Source organism: Flavobacterium sp. RHBU_24, assembly GCF_046613695.1.
Lineage (GTDB): Bacteria > Bacteroidota > Bacteroidia > Flavobacteriales > Flavobacteriaceae > Flavobacterium.
The window spans coordinates 256430-282582 of record NZ_JBKJHD010000001.1; the positions used below are offsets into that span (position 1 = coordinate 256430).

General features: G+C 46.4%; 22 protein-coding genes and 1 pseudogene. 8 read left to right on the forward strand and 15 right to left on the reverse strand.

Annotation, left to right across the window (positions count from 1 at the left end):
- Positions 1 to 154: 154 nt before the first annotated feature.
- Both ACLI09_RS01215 and ACLI09_RS01220 read right to left on the reverse strand, forming a co-directional pair.
- Positions 155 to 2176 (reverse strand): T9SS type A sorting domain-containing protein, encoded by a 2022-nt coding sequence (locus tag ACLI09_RS01215; protein ID WP_411417754.1) that lies wholly within the window; start codon positions 2174 to 2176, stop codon positions 155 to 157.
- Positions 2177 to 2437: 261 nt separating this feature from the next.
- Positions 2438 to 4147 carry a T9SS type A sorting domain-containing protein gene (locus tag ACLI09_RS01220; RefSeq protein WP_411417755.1) on the reverse strand — a complete coding sequence of 570 codons (1710 nt, stop codon included), beginning with the start codon at positions 4145 to 4147 and terminating at the stop codon, positions 2438 to 2440.
- A 470-nt stretch (positions 4148 to 4617) separates the two neighbouring features.
- Here ACLI09_RS01220 and ACLI09_RS01225 point away from each other — a divergent pair, with 470 nt between their 5' ends.
- On the forward strand, positions 4618 to 5919 hold the full coding sequence (locus ACLI09_RS01225; protein WP_411417756.1) for a cytochrome ubiquinol oxidase subunit I: 1302 nt from the start codon (positions 4618 to 4620) through the stop codon (positions 5917 to 5919).
- A 3-nt stretch (positions 5920 to 5922) separates the two neighbouring features.
- Positions 5923 to 6948: a cytochrome d ubiquinol oxidase subunit II gene (locus ACLI09_RS01230; protein WP_411417757.1), complete on the forward strand. Its 1026-nt coding sequence runs from the start codon at positions 5923 to 5925 to the stop codon at positions 6946 to 6948.
- Positions 6949 to 7105: 157 nt separating this feature from the next.
- Here ACLI09_RS01230 and ACLI09_RS01235 read toward each other — a convergent pair whose 3' ends face one another.
- From ACLI09_RS01235 to ACLI09_RS01255, 5 genes are all read right to left on the reverse strand, one after another.
- Positions 7106 to 8287 carry an MFS transporter gene (locus ACLI09_RS01235; protein WP_411417758.1) on the reverse strand — a complete coding sequence of 394 codons (1182 nt, stop codon included), beginning with the start codon at positions 8285 to 8287 and terminating at the stop codon, positions 7106 to 7108.
- Positions 8288 to 8449: 162 nt separating this feature from the next.
- Positions 8450 to 8572, reverse strand: a complete 123-nt coding sequence (locus ACLI09_RS01240; RefSeq protein WP_411417759.1) for a FeoB-associated Cys-rich membrane protein — start codon at positions 8570 to 8572, stop codon at positions 8450 to 8452.
- A 9-nt stretch (positions 8573 to 8581) separates the two neighbouring features.
- Positions 8582 to 10684 (reverse strand): ferrous iron transport protein B, encoded by a 2103-nt coding sequence (gene feoB / locus ACLI09_RS01245; RefSeq protein WP_411417760.1) that lies wholly within the window; start codon positions 10682 to 10684, stop codon positions 8582 to 8584.
- A 5-nt stretch (positions 10685 to 10689) separates the two neighbouring features.
- Positions 10690 to 10923, reverse strand: coding sequence for a FeoA family protein (locus ACLI09_RS01250; RefSeq protein ID WP_411417761.1), 234 nt, complete (start codon positions 10921 to 10923; stop codon positions 10690 to 10692).
- Between the two features lie 303 nt (positions 10924 to 11226).
- Positions 11227 to 11919 carry an SCO family protein gene (locus ACLI09_RS01255; protein ID WP_411417762.1) on the reverse strand — a complete coding sequence of 231 codons (693 nt, stop codon included), beginning with the start codon at positions 11917 to 11919 and terminating at the stop codon, positions 11227 to 11229.
- A gap of 173 nt (positions 11920 to 12092) precedes the next feature.
- Here ACLI09_RS01255 and ACLI09_RS01260 point away from each other — a divergent pair, with 173 nt between their 5' ends.
- Together ACLI09_RS01260 and ACLI09_RS01265 are read left to right on the forward strand one after the other, a co-directional pair.
- Positions 12093 to 14141 (forward strand): M13 family metallopeptidase, encoded by a 2049-nt coding sequence (locus tag ACLI09_RS01260; RefSeq protein WP_411417763.1) that lies wholly within the window; start codon positions 12093 to 12095, stop codon positions 14139 to 14141.
- Between the two features lie 302 nt (positions 14142 to 14443).
- Positions 14444 to 15106 carry a response regulator gene (locus tag ACLI09_RS01265; protein WP_411417764.1) on the forward strand — a complete coding sequence of 221 codons (663 nt, stop codon included), beginning with the start codon at positions 14444 to 14446 and terminating at the stop codon, positions 15104 to 15106.
- 8 nt (positions 15107 to 15114) lie between these two features.
- Here the strand turns inward: ACLI09_RS01265 and ACLI09_RS01270 are convergent, their stop codons facing one another.
- The 4 genes and pseudogenes from ACLI09_RS01270 to ACLI09_RS01285 all read right to left on the reverse strand — a co-directional run bounded on the left by ACLI09_RS01270 (position 15115) and on the right by ACLI09_RS01285 (position 19191).
- Positions 15115 to 15897, reverse strand: coding sequence for an NAD(P)H-binding protein (locus ACLI09_RS01270; protein ID WP_411417765.1), 783 nt, complete (start codon positions 15895 to 15897; stop codon positions 15115 to 15117).
- Complete coding sequence (locus ACLI09_RS01275) at positions 15897 to 16262, reverse strand: DUF2116 family Zn-ribbon domain-containing protein (protein ID WP_411417766.1); 366 nt, start codon at positions 16260 to 16262, stop codon at positions 15897 to 15899. Before ACLI09_RS01275 ends, ACLI09_RS01270 begins: the two co-directional genes overlap by 1 nt.
- Before the next feature lie 287 nt (positions 16263 to 16549).
- Positions 16550 to 18079, reverse strand: a pseudogene (locus tag ACLI09_RS01280) (GNAT family N-acetyltransferase); the annotation flags it as partial.
- Positions 18080 to 18471: 392 nt separating this feature from the next.
- Positions 18472 to 19191 (reverse strand): hypothetical protein, encoded by a 720-nt coding sequence (locus ACLI09_RS01285; RefSeq protein WP_411417767.1) that lies wholly within the window; start codon positions 19189 to 19191, stop codon positions 18472 to 18474.
- 70 nt (positions 19192 to 19261) lie between these two features.
- Between ACLI09_RS01285 and ACLI09_RS01290 the strand changes: the two genes are divergently transcribed.
- A complete protein-coding gene (locus ACLI09_RS01290) occupies positions 19262 to 20743 on the forward strand; it encodes a hypothetical protein (RefSeq protein WP_411417768.1) in 1482 nt (493 codons plus the stop codon).
- Positions 20744 to 20829: 86 nt separating this feature from the next.
- On the opposite strand, the gene ACLI09_RS01295 is transcribed toward ACLI09_RS01290, so the two are convergent.
- The 3 genes from ACLI09_RS01295 to ACLI09_RS01305 are packed head-to-tail and all read right to left on the reverse strand — an operon-like array spanning position 20830 to position 23084.
- Positions 20830 to 21537: a class I SAM-dependent methyltransferase gene (locus ACLI09_RS01295; RefSeq protein WP_411417769.1), complete on the reverse strand. Its 708-nt coding sequence runs from the start codon at positions 21535 to 21537 to the stop codon at positions 20830 to 20832.
- A 7-nt stretch (positions 21538 to 21544) separates the two neighbouring features.
- Positions 21545 to 22264, reverse strand: coding sequence for an SIMPL domain-containing protein (locus ACLI09_RS01300; RefSeq protein WP_411417770.1), 720 nt, complete (start codon positions 22262 to 22264; stop codon positions 21545 to 21547).
- A 28-nt stretch (positions 22265 to 22292) separates the two neighbouring features.
- Positions 22293 to 23084 (reverse strand): DUF1963 domain-containing protein, encoded by a 792-nt coding sequence (locus tag ACLI09_RS01305; protein ID WP_411417771.1) that lies wholly within the window; start codon positions 23082 to 23084, stop codon positions 22293 to 22295.
- A 166-nt stretch (positions 23085 to 23250) separates the two neighbouring features.
- Between ACLI09_RS01305 and ACLI09_RS01310 the strand changes: the two genes are divergently transcribed.
- Entirely contained in the window at positions 23251 to 23583 is a 333-nt protein-coding gene (locus tag ACLI09_RS01310) for a single-stranded DNA-binding protein (RefSeq protein WP_411417772.1), read from the forward strand.
- Positions 23584 to 23840: 257 nt separating this feature from the next.
- Here ACLI09_RS01310 and trpS read toward each other — a convergent pair whose 3' ends face one another.
- Positions 23841 to 24818 carry a tryptophan--tRNA ligase gene (trpS, locus tag ACLI09_RS01315; RefSeq protein WP_411417773.1) on the reverse strand — a complete coding sequence of 326 codons (978 nt, stop codon included), beginning with the start codon at positions 24816 to 24818 and terminating at the stop codon, positions 23841 to 23843.
- Between the two features lie 63 nt (positions 24819 to 24881).
- Here trpS and ACLI09_RS01320 point away from each other — a divergent pair, with 63 nt between their 5' ends.
- Positions 24882 to 25625, forward strand: coding sequence for a lysophospholipid acyltransferase family protein (locus tag ACLI09_RS01320; protein WP_411417774.1), 744 nt, complete (start codon positions 24882 to 24884; stop codon positions 25623 to 25625).
- 121 nt (positions 25626 to 25746) lie between these two features.
- Positions 25747 to 26130 (forward strand): RidA family protein, encoded by a 384-nt coding sequence (locus tag ACLI09_RS01325; RefSeq protein ID WP_411417775.1) that lies wholly within the window; start codon positions 25747 to 25749, stop codon positions 26128 to 26130.
- Positions 26131 to 26153 lie beyond the last annotated feature (23 nt).

Genomic DNA, 26153 nt, shown 5'->3' on the forward strand with positions numbered 1-26153 from the left:
AATCATCTTTAAGTATGTTGGCAGTTATATCAAATATAATGCTTTTAACATATATTTCACAATTATTATCCGCTTAATACACCCCGCACAATACCACAAAAAAATCCCCGGCTGAAAGCCATCAGCCGGGGACTTCAACTATAAACAGTGTAAATTATTCCTTTACTAATTTTTTGATGGCAACACCATCGGCGCTATATAGCTTTACCATATATATCCCTGCTGAGAGCCCACTTACGTCGACGGTAAGCGGCCCGTTAGCGTTGCCATTAATAGTGTGCACGTGGCGCCCGTTAAGGTCATACAACGCCACTTTAGCAATGCTGTAGCCGCTTGCGGCAATGGTAAGCACGCTGTTAGCCGGGTTAGGGTACAGGGTAACGGCATTGGCAAAGTTAGCAGCCGTGGCCGATGTTTCGCAGTAGTTGTTAGGGTCGGTAACGGTAACCACGGCGGTAGTGGTGGCGGTGTGCCCGGCGGCATCGGTAACGGTAAGGGTAACGGTGTTTTCGCCAATGTCGTCACACTCAAAAGACGTGGTGTTTACGCCCCAGTCCACAATACCGCAGTTGTCGGTAGAGCCTGCGCCAAAAACAGCGGCGTTAAGGGTAACGGTAGCGTTTTCGGTAAGCTCCAGGGTAATGTCCTGGGCTATGGCTACCGGCGCGGTTTCATCGGCTATGGTAACGGTAATCTGGCCGGTGCTCACGTTGCCCGCGGTATCAATGGCCGTAACGGTAACCGTGGCGGTACTGTCGTCGCAGCTAAACTCACTCTGGCTGAATGAGAACGAATCAATCGCACAGTTATCGGTACTGCCGGTATCTGCGTCGGCCTGGCTCAGGGTGGCAGTGCCGTTTTCGCCGAGTACAAGTGTAACGTTTTGCAGGGCCAGTACCGGCGGTGTGTTATCGGCGACGCTCACCAATACTTCGGCGGTAGTTGTATTTCCAGAGGCATCGGCAGCAGTTACCATAATGGTATGCTCGCCCATCTCCTCACAGCTAAACATCGCCTGGGAGAACGTAAACGAACTTATGGCGCAGTTGTCGGTACTGCCGTTATCTACGTCGGCCTGTGTAAGTGTGGCCATGCCCTCGTTATCCAATATCAAAACCGCGGGCTGCAGGGTAAGTATGGGGTCTATGGCATCGGTTACATTTACATACACCACCTGGGTAGCCATGTTAGTGCCATCGCTGGCGGTAACGGTAAGCGCGTTCATGCCCAGGTTGGCACAGGTGTAGGAGGTTGGCGGTATACTCAGTGTTACAGTATTTGCCGTGCAGTTGTCTACAGCGCTAATGTCTATATCTTCAAGGGTAATGGTGGCTTCGCCGTTTTCGTTGAGCGTGGCGGTAGCGCCGCCGTTTAGCGTTATGGTGGGCGCCTGGTTGTCTACCACCGTTACATCAAAACTACAGGTGGTAACCACATTGTTAGTGTCGGTAAGCTCAAAGGTATTGGTAGTTGTACCTATAGGGAACACCGCACCGCTGGCTAATCCTCCCGTTTGCACCACTGTTCCTGTGGGTACGGCTACAGTGCACTGCACGTTGGTTACCGCCGCGCCATACTGCCCGGCCCAGTATTCAACATCATCGCCGGTGTGGGCTATATATACCTTGCGCACGCCGGTGCCGTAGCCGGTAAATACATGGCTGGCCGTTTGCAGGTTAGCCGTTGTAGTAAGGGTACCCGTAGTATAGGATGCAATTACGTTATCGGCCTCGCCGCGCAACTGTACGGTAAGCGAGTAGTAGTCGGCATAGTTTATAAACCAGCCTATATAGTCTTCGCTCACGGTTATGGCGGGCTGGGTATCCATGTAGGCATCGGTCATGCCCATGGTGGTAAGGTCAATAACCTGGCTCATGGTGCCCAGCTCATAAGACGACAGAAAATATGCGCCGCTCTCTACCCAGCCGTCGCCGCCGTTAGTAACGGTCCAGCCGCCAAAGCCATTGCCCGCGCTGGGGTTAACCACCCCGTTAACCGACTGCCCGTTACCGCCACCCGCGGGTGTAACGGCATAGGTAACTGTAGCACCGCAGCTGCCGGGAGTATTATTTACCGTGATGTTTGCAGGGCATTGCGCATAGGCAGATACCGCGAGGCCAAGGCAGGCTAATAAATAGGTTGCTGATTTGTTAAATAGCGAAGTAATGTTATCCATATTAAGGCAATTTTAAGATAAATGTGTATCAAATGTAGTGAATTGTTGCTGATGTTTTATTTGTAAAATTCATGAATACACAAAAAATATTTATTTTAATCGCTATTCTAACTAATTGTTATATAAATGGTAACGGAATTTTTGGGGTTATTGAGGCTTGTTTGTTAAATTAATTGTTAGGATAAATTGAGCCCCCCGGAACTGAAAGGGTCGCGTGCATTAGCCACGTATAACGCCCGGGGGGAGGTTTATAATTGATAGTTACTCCACTACAAATTTTACCGTCTGTTTCTCCCTTCCGTTATTTACCTCAAGCATATAAAAACCACGGGCAAACGTTTGCTGCGTAGTTTTGGACCTAAGGTTAAACTGTGCCATACGTTGCCCCAGCAGTGTATATACCGTAGCATTTGCCCCGAGCAGGCTATCCGGTGTATTTATAAACAGCTCGCCCGACGAAGGGTTTGGGTACACCACCACGGTTTCTTTTATAGTTGCGGCAGTGCCGGACGTTTCGGGAAAACCGTAGCGGGCAATAAAAAAGTCGGTACCACCCAGAAAGGTAAGGTCATCTGCCGCGGTGCCGGGCACAAAGTGCACCGTATCCTGAAAAACGCCTGCTGCAAACACATTCTCGCCGCTGCCAGCCGCTACAAACAGGTCATCTTCAACCCCCGTACTGCCCATCTGCTTTTGCCATACCATACTGCCGCCGCTATCCAGCTTAGCTAAAACAACATCCTGTTCGCCAAAGCTTTGCATGGGGCTTGTGCCTTCTGAACTAAAATCGGAAGAGGTGTTAAACCTGCCCGTTACAAACACGTTACCATTGGCATCGGCGTCTACGTCCCTACCTTCAATACTTCCTCCCAAAGCCGTCCTGGCCCATATAAAATTACCGTTATTATCCAGCTTAAGCACAAAAAGGTTAGTGCCTTCGGCTGATGGTAACTCATAAACACCGGTACCCGGGTCAAAATCGGTAGGGTCGCTGAAATATCCTGTTGCCAGTATATTACCCCCATTATCAAGCGTTATTGCGTTAACCCCGGAATTAAAATCGTTGCCAATATTTTTTGCCCAGGCAAAATCTCCACTTCCGGTAAGCTTTAGTATATACAAGTCAGAATAGATGCCGTGTGCTGTAAGGTTGTGTACCCCGCTACCGGCATCAAAATCTACCACACCGCCAAAAACCCCGGCCGCGTAAACATTTTCACCGTCAGATACCAGTGATGTGCCCATCGCGGTCTTAGCCGCCGTACCATAACTTTTTACCCATAAAAAGTTGCCGTTAGTGTCATATTTGGCTACATAGGCATCCCATGTGCCTACAGGTTCGCTGTTAGCAATGCCCGCATCCGGGTCAAAGTCAACAACGCCTGAATAGAACCCGGTTATATAGATATTGCCTGCATTATCCGCGCAGATACCCGCTACGGATTTTTCGATAAGCGGGCTTGTACCCTGTATGGCTTTTGCCCAAAGAAAATTTCCGTTTGAGTCCAGCTTTGTAATAAAAAAATCAGTAAGCATAATGGGTGTAATCGCGGTACTTATATTATAGGTGCCGGCGCCCGGGTTAAAATCGCAAATGCCGTTAAAATGACCGCAACTGTATACATTGCCTGCCGCATCTACATCCATACCGGTAATGTTACTGCCGCTATTCGTTACAGAACATTTAAAGATACCGCCCCATGACAGGCTACCATCTGCATTATAGCGATTTACAAACGCGCCGCCCGGGCCACCGTCTACAACATGTTCGCCTGCGCCGGGGTCAAGGTCTACTGCCAGCGATACCCGCCCGGCAGCATAAAGGTTTCCGGCAGCATCGGTACTGAGGGCTGCTACTTCATCATTAAAATTACTGCCTGTGCGTTTTGTCCAGAGCAGTGCCGGCTCTTGCTGTGCGTGCGCTAAAAAAATGGATGAAATAAAGAGCAATGCAGGTAGTGCTTTTTTCATATCGGATGGTTTTTAGTTGGTTTACCCAAATGTAGTAAAATAATGTTACCCGCAGCACAACAAAAACCCTTGAGGTACTGATTTACAAATTACACAAATCTGTACAACTACACGTAGCTAAAATAAAAAGAACCGTAAAACAAGGTGTGTATAAAAGGTATTTTATTCAATAAACTAACCCGCACTGCGGGTGCTCCTCAAGAGGGGAATAGCTTTACTCGTGCCTGATTGCGAGGCGCTGTTCCACCGACTCTGAAGGGGTCGCGTATATTAGTTCCGGCTTAAATCCGGGTGGCGGTTTATCATGACGCAGACGTTGCACTGCAACGTCGCTACCCCACGCAGAAAAAATCTGTGAAAATCATTCAAATCTGTGGCCTCTGTGTTCCATAAAAATCGACAAAAAAATCTTCCCACCGCATCGGTTTGTGCCGTACCTTTGGGTAGTCTTAAATTAAACCCTCCCTGAAATGGATAATTTAGATGCCGCACGGATGCAAATGGCATTCACCCTAATCTTTCACATCGTATTTGCCTGTATCGGTATGGTAATGCCCTTTTTTATGGTATTAAGCCACGCCAAATACCTTAAAACCCGCCGCCCGGAATACCTCACACTTACCAAGTCCTGGCAAAAGGGCGTAGCCATATTTTTTGTAACCGGGGCCGTATCGGGTACCGCGCTCTCGTTTGAACTGGGCCTGCTGTGGCCTGCCTTTATGAAGCACGCCGGGCCTATCATCGGCATGCCCTTTTCGCTGGAAGGCGCCGCTTTTTTTATAGAAGCCGTGGCCCTGGGCTTTTACCTTTACGGATGGAACAAAATACCCGAACGCTTCCACCTGTTTACGGGGGTAATTGTGGGTGTATCGGGCATGGTATCGGGCATACTGGTAGTATCGGCAAACAGCTGGATGAACAGCCCCGCGGGCTTCGACTATGTTAACGGCGAGTTCCTTAACATCGACCCGGTTGCCGCATTCCTTAACGATGCATGGTTTGCCCAGGCCCTCCACATGACCCTCGCCGCCTTTGCTGCAACCTCCTTTGCTGTAGCGGGCATACACGCGTGGCAAATCTACAAGGGGCGCAACACGCTGGTACACAAAACGGCCTTTAATATCGCTATCATCTTCGGAGCTGTGGCCGCGCTGCTGCAACCCATAAGCGGCGACCATTCCGCCAAGGATATTGCCGTGCGTCAACCCGTAAAGCTCGCCGCCCTCGAAGCGCATTATAACACCGGGAAAGGCGTACCGCTTTATATAGGCGGAATCGTTGACGAAGAAACCGGAACCGTTACCCACAAAATAGAAATACCTAAAGCGCTGTCGTTCCTTGCTTTTGGCGATTTTGATGCCGAAGTAAAAGGCCTTAACGACATCCCAAAGGAAGACCGCCCACCGGTAGCCATTACGCACTATGCGTTTCAGGTAATGGTGAGCCTGGGCGGGCTGCTGATGCTTGCGGCAGTGGTGTATTTCACCAGCCTTAAAAAGAAAAGCTGGCAGGGCAGTAAACGCTACTGGCTGTTTTTTGCCGTCATGGCGCCTGTAGGCTTCCTGGCGCTCGAAGCCGGTTGGATAGTAACCGAAGTAGGCCGCCAGCCCTGGATCATCCATAACGTGATGCGTACTAAAGATGCCGTTACCCCCATGCCGGGCATGATATACAGTTTTTATATGTATGTAGTGCTCTATGCCACGCTAACCGTGGCGGTTACCTGGCTTATGGCACGACAAATTAAGGTACTTAACCAGCAAAACCAGTAAGCCATGTTGTATGTAGTATTGCTTTTCGTAGTCGTTTCCTTCTTTTTATATGTGCTTTTGGGTGGTGCTGATTTTGGCGCCGGTACGCTGGAGCTGTTCAGTGCGCCCGACCATAAAAAGAGTATTAAGAAAACGGTATACAGCGTTATGGGCCCCGTTTGGGAGGCCAACCACATCTGGATTATCATCCTTATTGTAATATTGTGGATCGCCTTTCCCGACTTTTACAACATCATTATCATATACATGCACATACCGCTCACGCTCATATTGCTGGGCATTACCCTGCGTGGGGTGGCCTTTGTGTTCCGCCATTATGATGCCGTTAAAGACAACAGCCAGCACCTGTATGACCGTATGTTTGAGTTCAGCTGCCTGGTAACACCTATATTTTTAGGGATGACGTTTGGCGCGCTCCTTAACGGCGACATCCAAACGCTGGAGCAGGCGCCTAACGCCGATTTTTATGACTTATATGTGTACCCCTGGCTACAGCCGTTCCCCATACTTACGGGGTTCTTTTTCAGTACGCTGTGCGTGTTCCTGGCCGCTACATTCCTTATTGGCGAAGCGCAGGATTATGAAAAACGCATGTACATGCGCAAGGCACGGGTGGCCATTATCGCCGTGGTATTCTTTGGGTTTATAACCATAGGCACAGGGTATGTGCAGGGTAACGAATTCAGTATGGAGTTTGTAACCAATCCGCTGGCGATTGGTGCGGTAACCTTATCGGGAATATTACTCTACCCGCTGTGGAGGGTAATACAAATAGGCCGCGTTATCTGGAGCCGCTTCCTTGCCGGGCTACAGGTATTGCTGATACTATTTGCTGCCATAGGCACGCATTTCCCGAACCTTATCATTACCAAACAAGGCCCGGTAAGCCTGCTGGACCATGCCGCTCCTGAAAAGGTTATGGATGTACTGGGCATCAGCCTCATCATCGGAGGGGCGCTTATTATTCCCGGGTTGATTCACTTACTCAAATCCTTCCGTATGATAAAGGTGCTGGAAGAGCGGGATTAGGTTTTTTTGATTGGAACACAGATGACACAGATTGTACAGATGCAAACAGATTTTTTTTGCCGGAGTGAAGCTAATTCCCCTCTTGAGGGGTGGCTGAAAGCCGGGGTGGTTAATTCTCCACTTGTATAGTACATCAACTTATCCGTAGGTGTAACACCTAGTAACGTGAATCAGTATCCCTCCGGTATAACGAGGCTATTACTATTGCTAACCCCAACACACACCATACCAGCAACTGCCACGTTACCACGTCCCAGCCACCCAGGCCCCAGCATTGCAGGCCGGTAAAGCTGCCCAGCGCCCCGCCTATAAAATAACTCGTCATATAGGCCGTGTTTATGCGGCTGTGCGCGGTGGCATCGAGCGCATAAATAGTGGCCACGTTAGTAACCTGTATGGCCTGCACGCCCACATCGAGCAGCAGTACCGCTATGACAAACGCAGGCACCGACTCGGGCAATACTTTTATTAAAACGATACTTACCAATACCATGAGCCCGGCAAATAGCTGTGCCTTTGCCGGGCTTCCTTTGTCGGCGAGTTTGCCAAATACCGGCGCCAGGAGCGCCCCGCCTATCGCGATAAAGCCAAACAGCCCTATAATATCCGCACCGTAGTGAAACGGCGCGCCACCCAGGTGAAAGGTTAGGGTAGTCCAGAATGAACAGAACAAACCAAACATAAGCGCCCCAAGCAATGCTGTTTTCCGCAACTGCGGAAAACGCTTCAGTTGCAATAGCGACGACCCCAGCAGCTTGCCGTAACTGCCCTCAAACACACCCCGGATGTTGGGCAAGGATACCTGTACCATAGCCATACAGCCTATAACCATAACCGCCGAAATGCCGTATACCCAGCGCCAGCCCAGCCATTCGCCTATCAATCCGCTAAATACCCGTGCCGAAAGTATGCCTACCAGTATACCGGTAAATATAATCCCTACGTTACGGCCACGGTTTTCGGGGTCCATACCCGCGGCCATGGGCAGTATTACCTGTGCGGCCACGCTCAGCAGCCCGGTAAGCAGGCTAAAGGCACACAGCCAGAAAAAGTTTTGTATAAATGTAGTGCCTGCAAGCACTGCCACCAGCAGGCCCATAAAGGTTAGGATGAGTTTTTTACGGTCGGTTTTATCACCCAGCGGGGTAAGGAAAAACAGGCCAAGGCCATAGCCCGCCTGCGCCAGCACCGATATTATTCCCGCACGGCTTTCGGCTACGTTAAAGTCGTGGGCAATGTCTTTTAATATGGGTTGGTTGTAATAAATATTGGCCACGCATACGCCCGCGGCAATACTCATTACTGCCAGCTGTGTTTTAGTTATGGAAGTACTTTGCATGGCGCTAATTTCGGCAAAAAGCGCGGATTATTCCTTTAAAAAAACAGGCACGCCTGTATGTTTATTATGTATCCGATATTTTGCGCCTTTCAGCATAAAAGACAAAAATTCAGTATGTATTTTTTGGCCTTAGCCAAAATACCTTAAAGGCACTCCCTGCGGTTAATGGCAGCCGCAATCGTCGCCGCAGCCAGCCGCTTTTTTCTTTTTAAAGAAAAATTTCTTAACCAGGAAGGCTACCGCTGCGATTACCAATGTATATGTTATTATATCCTGTATATTCATAATCCTGTCTTATTTAAGCAACTGGTATGCTATTAACGATACAACATAAGCAAACGCGCTCATGCCGAATAATTGTATTAACGGCCACGTCCATGAATTAGTCTCTTTCTTTGTAATTGCCAGTGTACTTATGCACTGCATGGCAAACGCATAGAAGAGCAAAAGCGAAGCGCCGGTAGCAAAGTTAAATACTTTTTCGCCGGTTTCGTTATTTACATCGGCGGCCATGCGCTGGCGTATGGTGGCCTCATCATCGGTATTGCCTATGTTGTAAATGGTGGCCAGCGTGCCCACAAAAACCTCCCGCGCCGCGAATGACGATACTATGGCAATGCCCACCTTCCAGTCGTAACCCAGGGGACGGATAACCGGCTCGATGGTTTTTCCGGCGATGCCGATGTAGGAATGCTCCAGCTGGTAGGCCGCAATCTGGTCGGGCCATTTAGCAGAATCAGTGCCATATGTCCTGCCATAATCAGTTATAATTTTCTCCGCATTCTTAAAATCATCGCCCGGCCCGTGCGAACCTAAAAACCAGATGATAACCGACAGCGCCAGTATTATTTTACCGGCGCCAAATACAAACGCCTTGGTTTTTTCAATTACGGTAAGTGCTACATTTTTAAGCAGCGGCAGCTTATAGTTGGGCATTTCTGCCACAAAAAACGTTTTGTGTTTTATAGAGAGTATCTTATTTAATATCCATGCCGAAAGTATGGCGCCGCTAAAGCCCAGCAGGTACAGCAGCATAAGGGTAAGCCCCTGGAGGTTAAAAATACCCAGTACATATTCATTAGGTATAATGAGCGAAATAAGTATGGTATACACCGGTAGGCGGGCACTGCAGGTTACAAAGGGCGTAACCAGTATGGTTATGAGCCGCTCGCGCCAGTTTTCTATATTGCGTGCCGACATGATGGCCGGTATAGCGCAGGCGGTGCCCGATATGAGCGGTACCACGCTCTTACCGCTTAGGCCAAAGCGTTTCATTATCTTATCCATAAGGAATACCACACGGCTCATGTAACCACTCTCTTCCAGTATCGAAATAAACAGGAACAGGAATGCGATTTGGGGTATAAAGATGACTACACCGCCTATACCGGGTATGATGCCCTGAGCCACAAGATCATTGAGCCTGCCTGCCGGCAATTGTGTGGATATATGGGCCGATAACGACGCAAACTGCTCATCGATAAAATTCATGGGTATTTCGCTCCATGAAAAGATACTCTGAAAAATAAGCATCAGTATGGCCAGGAAAATTAAGTAGCCAAAAACCTTGTGGGTAAGCACCCTGTCCAGCCGTGCGCGAAGGTCTTTCGCGTTGCTGTGGTCTATGGTTTGCCCTACCTTAAGCACATCATTTATAAACTGGTAGCGTTTTATAGTCTCTTTTTGCTGCAGGCGCTTAAGCTCCGGCTTGGTCTTGGTAAAAGAGGTGCCCTGCATTTCCTTGCGGTCTACCATACCAAAGTTTACATCCTGGGTTATTACCAGCCACAGCTTATATAACAGCTGGTTAGGAAACGCCTTGCGCAGGTTGTTAAAATAATCAGGGTCTATACTGCTGGCGTTAAGGCAGGGCGCTGTAGGCAGGGCGCTATAAGCCAGTATAAGGTTTTTAAGGTGGGCTATGCCCTGGCCCTTGCGGCTGCTTACCAGCGCAATGCGGGTTTTAAGGTGGTTTTCCAGATAGGGTATGTCCAGCGTTATGCCTTTCTTGTCCATACGGTCGGCCATGTTGATAACCAGTATGGTGGGAATTTCAAGGTCTTTTATCTGGGTAAACAGCAGCAGGTTGCGTTTAAGGTTTTCTACATCGGTAACTACAACGGCCACATCAGGATAATCTTTGTCGTTCCGGTTCATCAGCAGCTCTATAACCACGTTCTCGTCCATAGAGCTGGCATTAAGGCTGTAGGTGCCGGGCAGGTCTAATATCTGCCCCTTAACTGTAGGAGACAATTTACAGGAACCGGCTTTGCGTTCTACGGTTATCCCGGGGTAGTTGCCCACCTGCTGGTTAAGGCCGGTAAGCTGGTTAAAAACCGAGGTTTTGCCCGTGTTTGGGTTGCCTATAAGGGCTATTTTTATACTGTTGCCAGCCATCAAAATCAATCCGTTATAATTATAACGCCTATTTCGGCAGCGGTTTCCATACGGATACTCACGTGGCTGTCGTTAACGTTAATGTAAATAGGGTCGCCAAATGGCGCTATCTGTAAAAGTTGCACTTCATTGCCCGGCAGGCAGCCCATCTCCAGTAATTTAAGCGGAATAGCATCCAGATTAAATTCGGTTATAATGCCCTTTTGCCCTTTTTTAAGCAATGAAAGATTTGTTTTCAATTCTTATTTAGAATAAATTCAGATTACAAAAGTAAACATAAAAATTAAGTAATCGTTAAAAAATGGGGAAAGTCTTAACCCACATAGGTACATAGCCAATTTCATTACTAAAGTTAGTGTAGGCAAAGCTTCGCTTCACATTTTTCCTCTCCCCAGCCCTCTCCGAAGGAGAGGGGGCAGCTTCACTCGGATGTTTTGAGTGCGAATTGGGCGAACTGTACCCATTCCCGGCTCCCCTCTCTTTCGGAGAGGGGTTGGGGGTGAGGATTTTATACGATTAAAAAAGTATGTTGGATAGCACAACTACTCATTTTCCCTCAGCCATTTAATATCCTCCAGCAGTTGCGCTACATTTTTAACGCCTTTCTCTGTAGGCCCATCCAGGTTGGTGCCGTCATAAAACCCCCGTATCCTGCCTTTTTTATCTACCAGTATAAAGTTTTCGGTATGCACCATATCATACAGCTGGCTGCTTTTTTTAGTTTTTACGGCCAGGTAGCTTTTGCGGGCTATGTAGTAAATATCGCGCTTATTGCCGGTTACCATATTCCATTTGCCGTCGGTAGCGCCCTTAAGGTCGGCGTAGGCGCGCAGTACCGGCACACTGTCTGTTTCAGGCGTTACCGAGTGCGACAGCAGCTTTACATCATCCATGTCCTTAACCTTATCCTGTAGCCACCCCATATTATTGGTCATTATGGGGCAGATGGTCTGGCAGGTGGTAAAAAAGAAATCGGCTACATATATTTTGCCCTCATAATCTTTATTTGTAACCGTTTGCCCATTCTGGTTCACAAAGCGAAACGGGGCTATACTGTGGTGGTGTGCCACGGCGGCAATGGTGCTGTCGGCAAGTTCAGGGTTTACATCAGCCGGGCTGTATATCTTAAGTGTTTTTTTAGGCGAAAGGGCGATGTAAAAAAGGGTGAGTATAATAGATGAAAGTATTATAAAAACGCTGATTATAATGCGGTATTTTTTAAGGAAAGATAGCATTGGAATAAAATTTGTACAAAGGTACGCAAGAATGTTTATTCAGCGATTTGAGGCCGCTTTAATTTGGCCGTTATACAAATACGGACCGGATACAAACGTAATTAACACCTTTAAAAATAAACAAATCCCCTAATAAAACTATATTTGTATTTTAAGTTAAGAAAAAGATAACAATGAAATTAAACATTAAGAACAAAACGGCTGCCATAGCGCTTGCCGCCGGGCTGTTTGCCCCCGCAGCATTTGCACAGCAAAAACCGGGCATTAAACTACAGTATATGGATACCTCGGTAAAGCCGGGCAACGACTTTTTCAGGTATGTAAACGGCAAATGGTTTGATGCTACCGAAATACCGGGCAACAAAACGCGTTGGGGAAGCTTTGATGAGCTTCGCGAAAACACTAACAATGATGCCCTGGCGATATTAAAAGAGAGTGCAACAAACAAAAAACTTGCAGCAACGTCTGACGAGGGTAAGGCAGCAAACCTGTACCGCACCATTATGGATACCGTGGCGCGCAACAAGGCAGGGATAAGCCCGCTAAAGCCTTACCTTAAAAAGATTGATGCCATTAAAGATGTAAAAACACTGCAGGCATTTATTACTGAGATGGAACGTGAGGGCGGCATAGGCTTTTTTGGCATATATATAGGTGCCGATGCTAAAGACAGTAATAAAAACACCTTATACCTGGGTACCGGAAGGCTGGGCCTTCCGGACAGGGATTATTATGTATCTGAAGATGCCGACTCTAAAGAGAAAAAGGAGCTGTACCGCAAGCATGTGGCAACCATGCTTACGTACCTGGGTTATAAAAAAGATGCAGCAGCTAAAGCAGCAGATAACATTGTGGCACTGGAAACTGCCATGGCACAGCCCCGCTTTACGCGTGTAGAGCTGCGCGATGACCGCCTTACGTATAACCCTATGACGGTTGCCGACCTTCAGAAATCAGCGCCGTCTATAAACTGGGCAGCATACTTTGAGGGTGTGGGCGCCGGAAAACCCGAAACGGTAGTGGTATCTGAGCCAAATTATATCAAGGCGCTGGATAAGATACTGAACGAAAAAAATGTGGAGGCATGGAAAGACTACCTCAAATGGTCGCTGTTACGGGGCGCATCGGGAGCGCTATCTACAGATATAGAAACGGCAAACTGGCAGTTTTACAGCAAAACACTTCGCGGCGCGCTTAAAGAAGAATACCGCGACAAAAATGCGTTGCAAACCATAAACGGTACTGTGGGCGAAGCCCTGGGCAAGCTGTATGTGGCAAAGAAATTTCCACCGGAGGCTAAGGCTAAGGCCGAAGCGATGATTAAAAACGTGATGCGTGCTTATGAAAACCGCATTAACGCGTTACCGTGGATGGCAAAAGCAACTAAAGACAACGCGATTACAAAACTGCGTAAGCTAAGTATAAAAATAGGCTACCCTGACAAGTGGAAAGACTATAGCGCCCTAACCATTGCCGGCCCTGAAAACGGCAGCTTTTTTAGCAATATGAAAAACATTGCCAGGTGGGAGCACCAGGAGAACCTTGAAAAACTGGGCAAGCCGGTAGATAAAACCGAGTGGGGTATGGCACCGCAGATTGTAAACGCCTACTTTAACCCTTCGTATAATGAAATTGTGTTTCCTGCCGGTATACTACAGCCGCCGTTTTATGATTACCGTGCCGATGAGGCCGTTAACTATGGCGGTATAGGCGCTGTTATAGGCCACGAAATTTCGCATGGCTTTGACGATAGCGGTGCACGCTACAATGCAGAGGGTAACCTTGTAGACTGGTGGAGTGCCGAAGACCTTAAGCAATTTACAGGCCTGGGCGATGCCCTGGCTAACCAGTACAGCGCGCTACAGCCGCTGCCGGGAATTAATGTAGACGGTAAGTTTACCCTGGGTGAAAACATAGGCGACCTGGGCGGTGTAAACGCCGCGCTTGAAGGGCTTAAGATATACCTTAAGGAAAACGGCGACCCCGGCCTTATAGACGGTTTTACACCAGAGCAGCGCTTTTTTATATCGTGGGCCACTATATGGCGTACAAAGATGCGTGATGAGGCTATTAAAAACCAGGTAAAAACAGACCCCCACTCGCCGGGTATGTACCGTGCATACGTTCCGTTACAAAATGTTGATGATTTTTATAAAGCATTTAATATTAAACCGGGCGACCTGCTTTTTGTAGCGCCTGACGAACGTGTAAAAATATGGTAGTATAAATAAAGGTAAAACAGATGCCCCATAAAGCTCAACGCTTCATGGGGCATTTTTATTTGCGGGAAGTTAATCTAAAACATAAATATAACGGCGGAGAAACGGGCACCGTTACCTATAATCCGGGGTATTAAAAACCGTATCTTTATCCGCTGGATAATACCTATATACAATAATTTTAAAGAGATTTATAACATTTTAGGTAAAAAAAATTAAAATTTAAATGTTAATTGCGGAAAATCCGTACTTTAGTTGTTTATTTAAGCTATAATTTTGTTAAGCCAATAATAATTGCCCCCACTTTGAATCGAAATTTACACGTGCTTGCTATAGACGATCACGCTGTGGTACTTGAAGGTTACTATTATTTGTTACAGAACCTTGACCATGACCACGGCGTTCTTGAGTTTAAGAAAGCAAATGATTGCAAAACGGGCTACAAGGTAATATCAGCCAACCGCGATACCCCTTTTGATTTAGCCCTGCTGGATTACAGCATACCACATTTTGACGAAGAAAAGCTCTACTCCGGGGCAGACCTCGCTATGCTTATCCGGAACACTATGCCGCATTGTAAAATAATACTTATGACCATGAATAAGGAAATAAATATTATAAGCGCGGTACTGGATAAAGTTAACCCCGAAGGTTTTATAAATAAAAGCGACTGTACTACCGATGAGCTGGTACACGCGTTTAAGGAAGTGCTGGGCGGAAATATTTTTTACAGCAAAACAATTTCTAACTACCTGAAACGTAAGGAGCGCGGCATAGTGCTGGAGGATATTGATGTGCGTATTATACTGCTCTTAGCTAAAGGTATTAAGAATAAAAACCTTAGCACCTATATCCCATTAAGCGACAGCGCCATAGAAAAGCGGAAGTACAGGATAAAACGCCTGCTGGAGATAGAAGGCGGTGATGAAGACCTGATAAAGGAGGCACGCACTAAGGGGTTTATATAAATAAGCTATTACAGATTTAAAAGTTTTAGGGCAGCTGTACCGTCAACCAGTTTACCCACACAGTTTCCATCATCTGAAAATTCCGGCAGGGGCAGCCCGCGTTTTTCTGCTTCGGAGGTATAATATGCTTTGCGTGCAGGATGCCCAGGGTTCACAACAACAAATACTTCCCCGAAAATAGCGCGCTTTACAATCTTGAGCACAACTTCTATAATCATGTCCCTATCGGCCAGGTTTACAGGAGCGTCCGGGTTAGGCAACGCGGCCCTGCCGGCAAGGTGGTACACCGGGTGCCTGTCGCCCCCGATAAGCCCGCCCAGGCGTAAAACGGTAGTGTTAAAATCAGCACACGATTGCAATACCTGCTCAGCGGCCAGTACCTGTTTACCACTTTCGGTATCGGGGTTTGGCAGTGTGTTTTCTGTAACTACAGGGATATCCGGTGCGTCGGCATATACCGAAGTTGAGCTGGTAAACAGTACTTTTTTAATCCCGGCTTTTTTAATAAACGGAAGTAATCCCTGTAGTTTTTCAGGATAGGGCAGGCCGTTGTTCTGTCTTGCCTTTGGCGGAATGGCAATAATAAATACTTCAGCACACTTTAAGAAATCGTCCATTACATCACCTGAAATTGCATTCAGGTCGATGATATAAGGCTGTATGCCTTTGCTTTGCAATACGGCAACCTTTTCCGGTGAAGTAACCGAGCCCTTAACAGTGTGGCCGTCATTTAAAAACGTTTCGGCAAGGGGCAGGCCCAGCCATCCGCAGCCTAATAGGGATATTTGCATTATACGTCTTTCTTTACGAGGATATAAAAATCATTTTCCAGCGGCATGTAGCCCTGTTCATATACAAAGTAATAGGTATTACCATTCTTGGTGTGCAACACATTGGTAAAGAACAAAAAATCAAATCCCCTACCGTCAAGCTTTGTTTTTGTCGTTTTGGTTTTGCCCTCTATGTTCAGTTCAGATAAAATGCGGTAATTGCGGCGCAGCTTGTTGTTTACATTACGCATATAGTTGTTGCTGTCTTTATTTATCTTATTGTTATAGGCATTGCGGCAGGCATCGCTGCAAAACTTTTTGTCTTCGCGGCCAGTAATTTTATCGCCGCACTCCGGGCACAGCCTGTGTGTTGCGCTTTCCATCATCCCTTTACCTGCCTAGTGTTTGTTTTTATCTCGGTTCCGGGGCCGGCGGGTTTAGGTGCCGCCACACGGGGTGTACGGGTGGTGGCGGGTTTTGCAGTGGTGGCTTTGGGTGCGGCCGCCCTTGGCCCTGTAGCCCTTGGCGCGGTAGCCTTGGGCGTTGTAGTCCTGGGTGTGGCGGTAGTACGCTTGGTTTTTGGCGGCGTAGATTTTACCGTTACCACCTCAACATTTTCCATATTTATTTCGGCAATGCTTTCACTTACAGGGCCCGTTTTGCTCACCGGCTGTTTTTTAATGCGGTACAGGTCCTGCCTGCGGTCTTTAAGGATGCGCACGCTGCCAAACTCGTGCAGCTCCTTAAGCAGGTCTAGGTCTACGTCTACAATAATGGTCATTTCGGTATTGGGCGTAGCCTCAGCCTTAATGCCGTTACTCGGGAAGCTGAAGTCAGATGGGGTAAATACAGCCGTTTGCGCATATTGTATGTCCATGTTATTTACCCCGGGGAGGTTGCCCACACAGCCGGCTATGGCTACATAGCACTCGTTTTCTATGGCGCGCGCCTGTGCGCAGTGCTTTACGCGGGTGTAGCCGTTTTGCGTATCGGTAAGGAAGGGCACAAACAATATGTTCATCCCCTCATCGGCCATAAGGCGTGCCAGTTCGGGGAACTCCACATCGTAGCATATCATGATGCCTATTTTACCGCAATCGGTATCAAACGTCTTTATTTCACTTCCACCCACCATGCCCCAGTAGCTTACCTCATTTGGCGTAATGTGTATCTTGGTATAGGTTTCAAATGTACCATCGCGCTTACATAGGAAGCCCACATTATACAGGTTACCTTCTTCTACCATAGGCATACTGCCGGTAATAATGTTGATGTTGTAGGATATGGCCATTTCCTGGAAACGCTTGCGTATAGGGTCGGTATAGCGGGCAATTTCGCGAATGGCATCGGCCTCGCTCAGGTGGTTAAAGTCGGCCATAAGGGGTGCGACAAACAACTCCGGGAACAGGGCAAAATCACTGCCATAGCCCGAAACCGCATCGATAAAAAATTCGGCCTGCTCAAAAAGTGCTTCCACATTGGCCAGCGGGCGCATTTGCCATTGCACTAACCCCAGGCGGATTACGCTCTTTCGCGCGTTAATAAGCACCGGGCTCTTGTCATAATAAATATTGTTCCACTCCATGAGCACGGCATAGTCCTGGCTGTCTTTATCGCCCTCAAGGTAATTGCGCATTACCTTGATAACGTGAAAATCGTTACTGAGCTGAAACGCCATCACAGGGTCGTGGATTTCTTTAAGTCGTACCTTTTCGATATATTCCTTGGGGGTGGTGTCTTCAGAATGTTCATTGTAATTTGGCATCCTGCCGGCGAAGATGATACTCTTAAGGTTAAGCTGTTCGCACAGCTCCTTACGGGCATCATACAGGCGGCGGCCCAGGCGCAAGCCACGGTAGGCAGGGTCTATAAACACGTCGATGCCATACAGTACCTCGCCCTCATAATCGTGGGTGTTAAAGGTATAATTTCCGGTAATTTTTTCATAGGTATGGTTTGCCGTAGCCTTTTTGTAGTCTACAATTAGCGAAAGGGCGCTGCCCACCACCTTGCCGTCTACCAGTACCACAAGCTGCCCTTCAGGGAAAATTTTGAGCAGGCGCTTAATATCCTTCTCACCCCAGTAAGGCTCTTCCATATCCATTTCTACCTCTTTATAGGCGTGCTGCATGGTAAGGCGCAGCTCTTTATAATCTTCTATACGGAGGTTGCGTAATTCTACTTTGTTTATTTCTGCCTGCATTTTTCTCTTTTTTTAGTTTGCCACGGGGAAATGTGGTTTTGATTTTTACCACAAAGGGCACAAGGTTTTTACACTAAGAACACAAGGTAGCTGCCTGCGGCGGAGGTACACACCCGAGGGCGAAGACCGAACTGACGAAGTAAAACGTTGGGGGCTTACACTTATATTCTTATGGCTAAATATACAAAAACCATTCCGTTTGTAAACGCTTGTATATGGTTAAGGTAAGGTTAAAGCTTCCTGCTCTTTATATTCCTGCTGAAGTAGTCGCTTTATGCGGTTATTTATAATCTTTGTAATCCATCGTCATATTTGCCGGCACGGGTTTACCGCAAACAAAAAAAGCAGCGCGGTATATATTGCGCTGCTTTGTAAACCGTTGTTTTAATATTTTAATTACCAAAACCTAAACGAAGTCCTAACTGCAGGTTTGGTACGGTTTCTTTTTTAGATTCTTTTTCAATTTCGTAAAAGCCTATACCTGTATTTTCATCATATATATATTCACCCTGGTTAACATAATCATGTTTTACAGAAGCAAAACCTATACCCAATAAATATTCGACAGAAATATTTGAATCCCAAAATACCTGCTTAGAAATGGTAAGGGCAAAACCTGTTTTTACTTTTGTATCCTTTTCTCCTTCCAGGGCTGAGCTAAAGTCGTCATAGTCATTTTGTTCATATTCGCGGTTAGTAGTTTTAGAAAATAATTGTACCCCAAAAGCCCATCCTTCTATAGCGTCATAATCTGATGACGGATAAAACTTAAAGCCACCCCTGAACGCTGAGCCCATCGCCGCTTTAGAGTCGAAGCTGCCATCATCATCCATACCAAAAATATCTTCATTTGGTAAAAACGCAAAGGTAACCCCGGCAGAAGCCTCAACACTGAATTTTTTTGCTATCCTGTATTCTCCGATAATAGGGAACTCACCACCAATAAAACTGAAAAGGTCGGTTTTTACCGCCCATTTATATGTCTCGGAAGCGGCTGTTTCATGTTGCAGACCGGTAGGTGTATACACCTTTATCCTGCTTGAAGTTTTGTCTTCGGTTTGGGCATGTAAAAATGTAGTTGTAAAGAGGGCCAGGAGGATAATTTTTTTCATTATAATAATTGGTTTTATTTTGGCAAATATATATGTTTGCAGTAATAATTAATAAACCAATCAAAAAAAAATGAGAAAATTTTTATTTTTTCTGTTAATTGCTATTTCATCTGCAAATGCACAGGAAATAACATTAAAATGGGCTGAAAAAATCCCCACTAAAGGCTATATTTCTATTTTAGGGGGGAAAGACGGGTATTACTTTACCACACACGTAAACCGCAACGACGACCTTGTAGGCCGTAAGTATGATGCTAACATGCAGTTAGTATCAGAAAAAAGCATTGCTTTTAATGTAGACAACAAAAAGTATGGCTATACCGGTGCTTATTTTGTTGATAAAAGCATCATACACTTTATAACAGACGAGAGGCGAAAAGAAGACAAAGAATACCTGCTTACCGGGTTTACCGATTTTAACCTTACCACAACGGATAAGATGATTGTGGCTGACGAACGCGGCGATGACGACAGGGTGTTAAAATTTGGCACGCGCGCTATCTCGCCTGATTCTACTAAAGTTATGGTGTACCATGAAAAAGCGGGTAAAAAGAAAGAACCTACTATTTTAATATATAAGGTTTATAACGCCACATTTACCGATGTTATAAACGAAGGCGCGGCATCGCTGCCTATAAAGACTAAGAACTACTCTACAGATGATGTAACGGTAGACAACCTGGGCAATGTATATGTAATGGCCCGCATTATAAAAGAGAAAGACGAGAAAGGCAAAAACCTAAGCGATTATTACTACAAGCTTATAGTGTTTGGAAAAGACAAAACGGTAAAAGAATTTGATTTTGATTATAAGGACAATAACATTTCTTATGTAGACATGATTCCGGGAAAAAACAATACGTTTTTTTGTACCGGGTTTTTAACAAACCTTAAAGGGGGTAAAAAAAGGCTTATTTCTGATGAAATGTTCTTTGCAACTTTCGACTGCAATAAATTAACGCTTTCTGAATCTAAAATGCTTAAAGTAGACGGGCTTTACCCCGATGAGATTAAAAAAAATGAAGATTATGTACCCTACAAAATTCGTGCTATCTATGAAAAGAAAGACGGAGGGTATTCTGTAGTGGCAGAACAGTATAAACTTATAGTAGTTACAAGTTACTCTAACGGGGTGTACCGCGAAAGTTATATTTACTACTATTGTGATATTGCCTGTGTGCAAACCGACAACAAGGCTAATGTGCTTTCTATTACCCGTATACCAAAATATCAAAAGAACGCGGGCAACCCTTCTATCATTTCTACATTTAAAGATGATAAAACTTATGTAGTGTATGAAGACCTTACAAAAAACCTAAGTGCGCAGGATGATAAGTCGACTAAAAGGAGTACCAAGACCATGTTTTCGTCGGACTCTAAAAACTCATTATTCCTTTTAACAGTGGGTGGCGACGGAACCGTAAATAAAGAAATACTGTATGATTACCGCGACAGTAAAATAAAACCCCGCATACTGGGCAGCAGGCAAACCGCTCCCGGAAAAATATTGCTTAATGCAGACGACCAGCTTGGCCTGATTGAAATTAAATAATGGAACCAGACTGTTATTAAGTAAACCCGGAAAATTTTCCGGGTTTTTTATTTCCTTATAACAGGGTACATGTTTTAACCTACTAATCACCTCACCCCTCCAAAAGCCCCAAAGCACATATTCTTATGCAGTATCTCTGTCCTGCTGAAGCCCACGCGTTTCATAAGGTCGAGCTGGTAGGTCATGCTGCGGGGAGAATCTTCCAGGGCTATGTAGTCTAATACGTTCTGGCGGTAGTCTTTGCCGTTTACGCTTTCAAGGTAATCGCCGTAGCGCTCCCAGGTGTAGGCGGTAATGGCATCGGTTTCCTGGATGATAAGGTCAGAAATCATCAGGCAGCCGCCGGGCTTTAGCAGGCTGTAGAGTTTGGTAAAGGTAGTTTCCCAGTCGGCATCGTCGCGCAGGTGGTGTAGTACGGCTCCGGCCAGGATAATATCAAAACTGCCATCTGCAAGTTCCGCCTCGCGAATGTCGGCACAAACGGTGGTTACGCTGCCCATGGTTTCGGGGCTTACCCGCTCTAAGGCCCTGGTAAGCATCGGCTGGCTCAGGTCGACCAGCGTGCAGTTAAGATTAGGCAGCTTGCCCAGCATCATTAATGTATAGTTGCCAGCCCCGCAGCCTATATCGAGCAGGTGCGTGGCATTGGGCACTAAACGTTTGGCCGACTCCGTAATCAGCTCCAGCGAAATCTTTGCATCAATGGTAGATATTTGCCCGGTATCGAGGTTAGAAAAGCGTTCTACATCATTGTCAAAACGCTCGCGTATCTGGGCGGTGGTCGATTTTTGCATAATCCAGTTATTTGCTTATTTCGTAAATGATGGTAATTTGCTCTTCTTCTTCCTTTTCCTGCATTTCATACTTAGCAAATACAGTAGGTGGGCGTGGGGCATCCATCTTCATTGAAGCCGCTTCTAATCGCATATATTTTACTTCATCTACCATCACTACTCCGTTCCTGCCATATTTAGACACATGGCTTATTCCTGTAATTTTAACGCCTAAAGACTTAGCTATCGCATCAGCTTTCTGCTTTGCATCGGCTATTGCTTTGTCCATCAGTTCTGCCTGTACTTTTTTCTGTAACTCTCCAGACAGGCTGGTTTCATAATCAACCGAGACATCTTTGTAGTTGCCCGCCTGCAATTCGCCGTAAAAAGCATCAAGCACCCGGGTATCCAGTTTAAATTCTATTGTCAGGCTGTTGTGTGCCTGGTATAGTTTTTTGTCTTTATCGTCGCGGTAATCATCGTCAATGTCATAAGAAGCAATTTTAATACTCTTAGTGGGGATACCCACCTTGGTAAAAAAGCCTTCAAGTTTTGTTACTTCCTCATTCAGTTCTTTAAGTGCGGTCTTTTCCGATTCGTTTTGCTTGCTTACACTCACGGTAAGGGTTACCACGTCGGGCATTACCTTCATGCTGGCGTTGCCTTCGGCAGTAAGCTCACCTGTTTTAGGGGTTTGCCCTAAAGCACTTGCGGTAAAAAGCAGGAGTAAGATGATGTGTTTTTTCATTAAAGTATGTTTGGTTAATTATTTCATGTTAATGGCACTGAAGTTCAAGCCAAAGTGTATCGTCATCAGTATCATAAAAAACATAAACGCAGCCTACATCCCCCCACATCAGCCCGGCCTCATCTTCAGAATCTATCTGGAACAGCAGTTTTATGTACGCATCCCTGCTGTTTTTCGGGGTTGCTTCGCCCTGCACCCAATTTGGGTAACCGCCCAGCTGGCTTTGGTAATCGGTAGTGCCAGCCAGTTTTTCTGCAACGGCGTCATAAGGTTCCCAGGGATCATCATCATTTAGTTTCACGCAAAAGTCGGCAATTTCCTCACCATACACGTTAATGCCTTCCCAGTCGGGTAGCGATACAACAGGAACGAAATTTATGTCGCAATATTTTACAGGGCTTCCATCATACGGCTGCGCAATTTTTACCTGTTTTGAGGCATCCAGTTCTCTGTAAATTTTTACAAACCACCCATCCTGTTCTGTATCCCACGGAAATTCTTCCATATCATAAAAAAACTGCACCAGTTTTATCGACGGCGGCAGCCCGGCATGTCCGCTATTAAAAACCTGGAAGATAAACTCAATGGGGCGGCCACTTTTAGTAACCGGCCAGGCCATACCATCTTCAAAATACGGCTGTCCTCCAAAGTGAGATACCAGGGTAGAATCAGCCGGTGGTGCTGTCTTCTTTAGGTTCATCTTTGTAGCTTCCCGTAATAAGGGCGCTGCCATTTGCTCAAGTTCTTTAAGGGGGCCGGCATTGGGTGTATTGCTTTTTCCTGGAGAAAATAATTTGGATATTTTTTTGAAGAAACTCATGTTTGATGGGGTTTAGTGCTTATACAAACGTTTACAAATGGCTACAACCGATAATAAACAGTTAACTACCGAATAAAATTTGGCGGTTTGCACAACTTTGCATTGTGGTTGAAAGATACACAGAAAACAAATTCGTATAACAGTGACAATTAAATTTTTACACGCCATGAACGCATTAAAAAACAAAGTACAGCTAATAGGCAACGCAGGTAACAACCCCGAAATTAAAATTTTTGCCGGGGGTAAAAAGTTTGTCCGCCTGGTGATTGCTACCAACGAGAATTTTTATAACGATAAAGGAGAGAAGGTAACCGACACCCAATGGCACAACGTTACCGCCTGGGGCAAGGCCGCAGAAATAATTGAAAAATATGTAACCAAAGGCAAGGAGCTGGCTGTAGAAGGCCGCCTGATGCACCGCAGCTACGACGACAAGAATGGCGAAAAACGCTACATTACCGAAGTAGTTGTTAGTGATGTACTGTTGTTTGGGAAGTGATTTTAGTGTTGATTTTTTACCACAAAGTTCACTAAGGTTTTTCACGGGGAGCACAAAGCTGTGTGCAATTTATTAGATTGCAAAAGCGCACAAAGCTGTATGGAATTGACATACAGCTTTGTGATTTCTTACCTGCAAATTGTGACACACTATTTTAGTTTGAGTGAAGCTTCACTCCTCTCCTTCGGAGAGGGGCCGGGGGTGAGGCCTCTCCCTACTGCCACTGATGACTGACCACTGCCTTCCCCCTTTGGGGGTTAGGGGGCTTCATACCCCATCTTCTCACGCACGCGGGCAAGCACACTATTAGCCTGCGCGGCGGCCTTAACAGCGCCTATTTTAAGCAGGGCGTCAACTTCGGGCAGGTTAGCCATATAGTAGGCATACTTTTCGCGCTCGGTTTTAAATTTTTCAAGAATCAGTTCGTATAGCGCCGTTTTAGCATGGCCGTAACCGTAGTTGCCGCCCAGGTAGTTAGCACGCATGGCCTCGGTTTGTTCCGGGGTTGCCAATAGTTTGTACAGGGCAAACACATTATCGGTATCGGGGTTTTTAGGGTCTTCCAGCGGGGTGCTGTCGGTCTGTATTCCCATTACCTGTTTTTTAAGGGCTTTGTCATCCAGGAAAATATTGATAAAGTTGTTGCGGCTCTTGCTCATCTTTTCGCCATCAGTACCGGGTACAATTTTGGTTTCCTCGCTGGCAATTCCTTCAGGCAAAACAAAGGTTTCGCCCATCTGGTGGTTAAAGCGGCTCGCCACGTCGCGGGTTATCTCTATGTGCTGCATCTGGTCTTTCCCCACAGGCACAAACTCGGCGTCATACAACAATATGTCTGCCGCCATAAGCATGGGGTAGGTAAAAAGCCCGGCGTTAACGTCGTCAAGCCTGTCGGCCTTATCTTTAAACGAATGCGCCAGGGTAAGCCTCTGGAACGGAAAAAAGCAGCTCAGGTACCAGCTCAGTTCGGCGGTTTGAGGTACATCGCTCTGGCGGTAAAATATAACCTTATTAATATCAAGCCCGCACGCAAGCCAGGTAGCTGCAACGCTGTAGGTGTTTTCACGAAGGGTCTTTCCGTCCTTAATCTGCGTGGCAGAGTGCAGGTCGGCAATAAAAAGATACGATTCGTTTTCCGGTTTCGATGCCATCGCTATGGCCGGAAGTATTGCGCCTAAAAGGTTGCCCAGGTGGGGTGTGCCGGTACTTTGTATGCCGGTTAATATTTTTGCCATTGCTTAAAATAGATTTTGTACAAAGGTATATAATTACAGCCGAATTACTACATTTGGAATTATATGAAAGCCCTTAAATACATTCTCTGGACCCTGTACCGCATCTGGTTTTACATACTTATGGCAGTGCCCATCATTATACTGTCGCCGTTTCTTATCCTCGCGGTATCGTGGGATAAAACCTATCCGCTGTTCTTTATCATGGCGCGCTGGTGGGCAAAGTTCATACTCTTTGGTATGGGTTTCCGGACCGTTATAAACCGTGATGACAACTTTGAAGCCGGTAAAAGCTACATGCTCGTGGCTAACCACACCAGCATGACCGATGTGATGCTTATGCTGGCCATTTGCCCTAACCCGTTTGTATTTGTAGGCAAAAAGGAACTGGCTAAGATTCCCATTTTCGGGTTCTTTTATAAACGCAGCTGCATACTGGTAGACCGCAATAGCAGCAAGAGCCGCTTCGAGGTGTTTCAGCAAGCGCAGGCACGGTTGAGCCGGGGCCTGAGTGTATGTATATTCCCCGAAGGCGGTGTGCCCGATGACGAAAGTGTTTTGCTGGATGAGTTTAAAGATGGCGCTTTTCGCCTGGCGATAGACCACCAGATACCGATTGTGCCCATGACGTTTGCTGATAACAAAGAGCGTTTTTCGTTCCGTTTTTTTAGCGGGAGCCCGGGCCGTATGCGTGCTAAAGTTCATCGGTTTATCCCTACTGCCGGCTTAACCCAGGACGATAAAAAGGAGCTGAAGGAAAAAACGCGGGAGGTTATTTATGGGCAGTTAGTGGAGTTTGGGAAGGGGTAAATTTTAAAACCTGTACGGTTAAGAAAATCCCATAGGTTAGCAACCACAACGTCGGTATCGTGCATGGTCTTGCCCACCTTGTACGTATTATCATTACTATTATTAAAACCGCATAATCACCATGCCCAGAAAACTCATCTCGTCCGGTTCAGATTTTGAAAAAGAAATGGCTTATTCCCGTGCCGTGGTGCAGGGCGACTGGATATTTGTAAGCGGCACCACCGGTTTTGATTATGAAACCATGACAATCGCTGAAGATGTAACCGAGCAGGCAGAACAAGCCTTTAAGAATATCATCAGTGCTTTGGCAAAGGTCGATGCGTCGCTTGCCGATGTGGTTAGGGTCAACTACATTTTGCCCGATGCTAATGATTTCGCTTCCTGCTGGCCGGTATTACGAAAGTACTTGGGCGACATCCGACCCGCTGCCACCATGATATCCGCCGGCCTTGCCGACACGCGTATGAAGATAGAAATAGAGGTTACGGCGTTGCGGGAAAAATAAAAGCGCCCCTACCACGGAGCGCT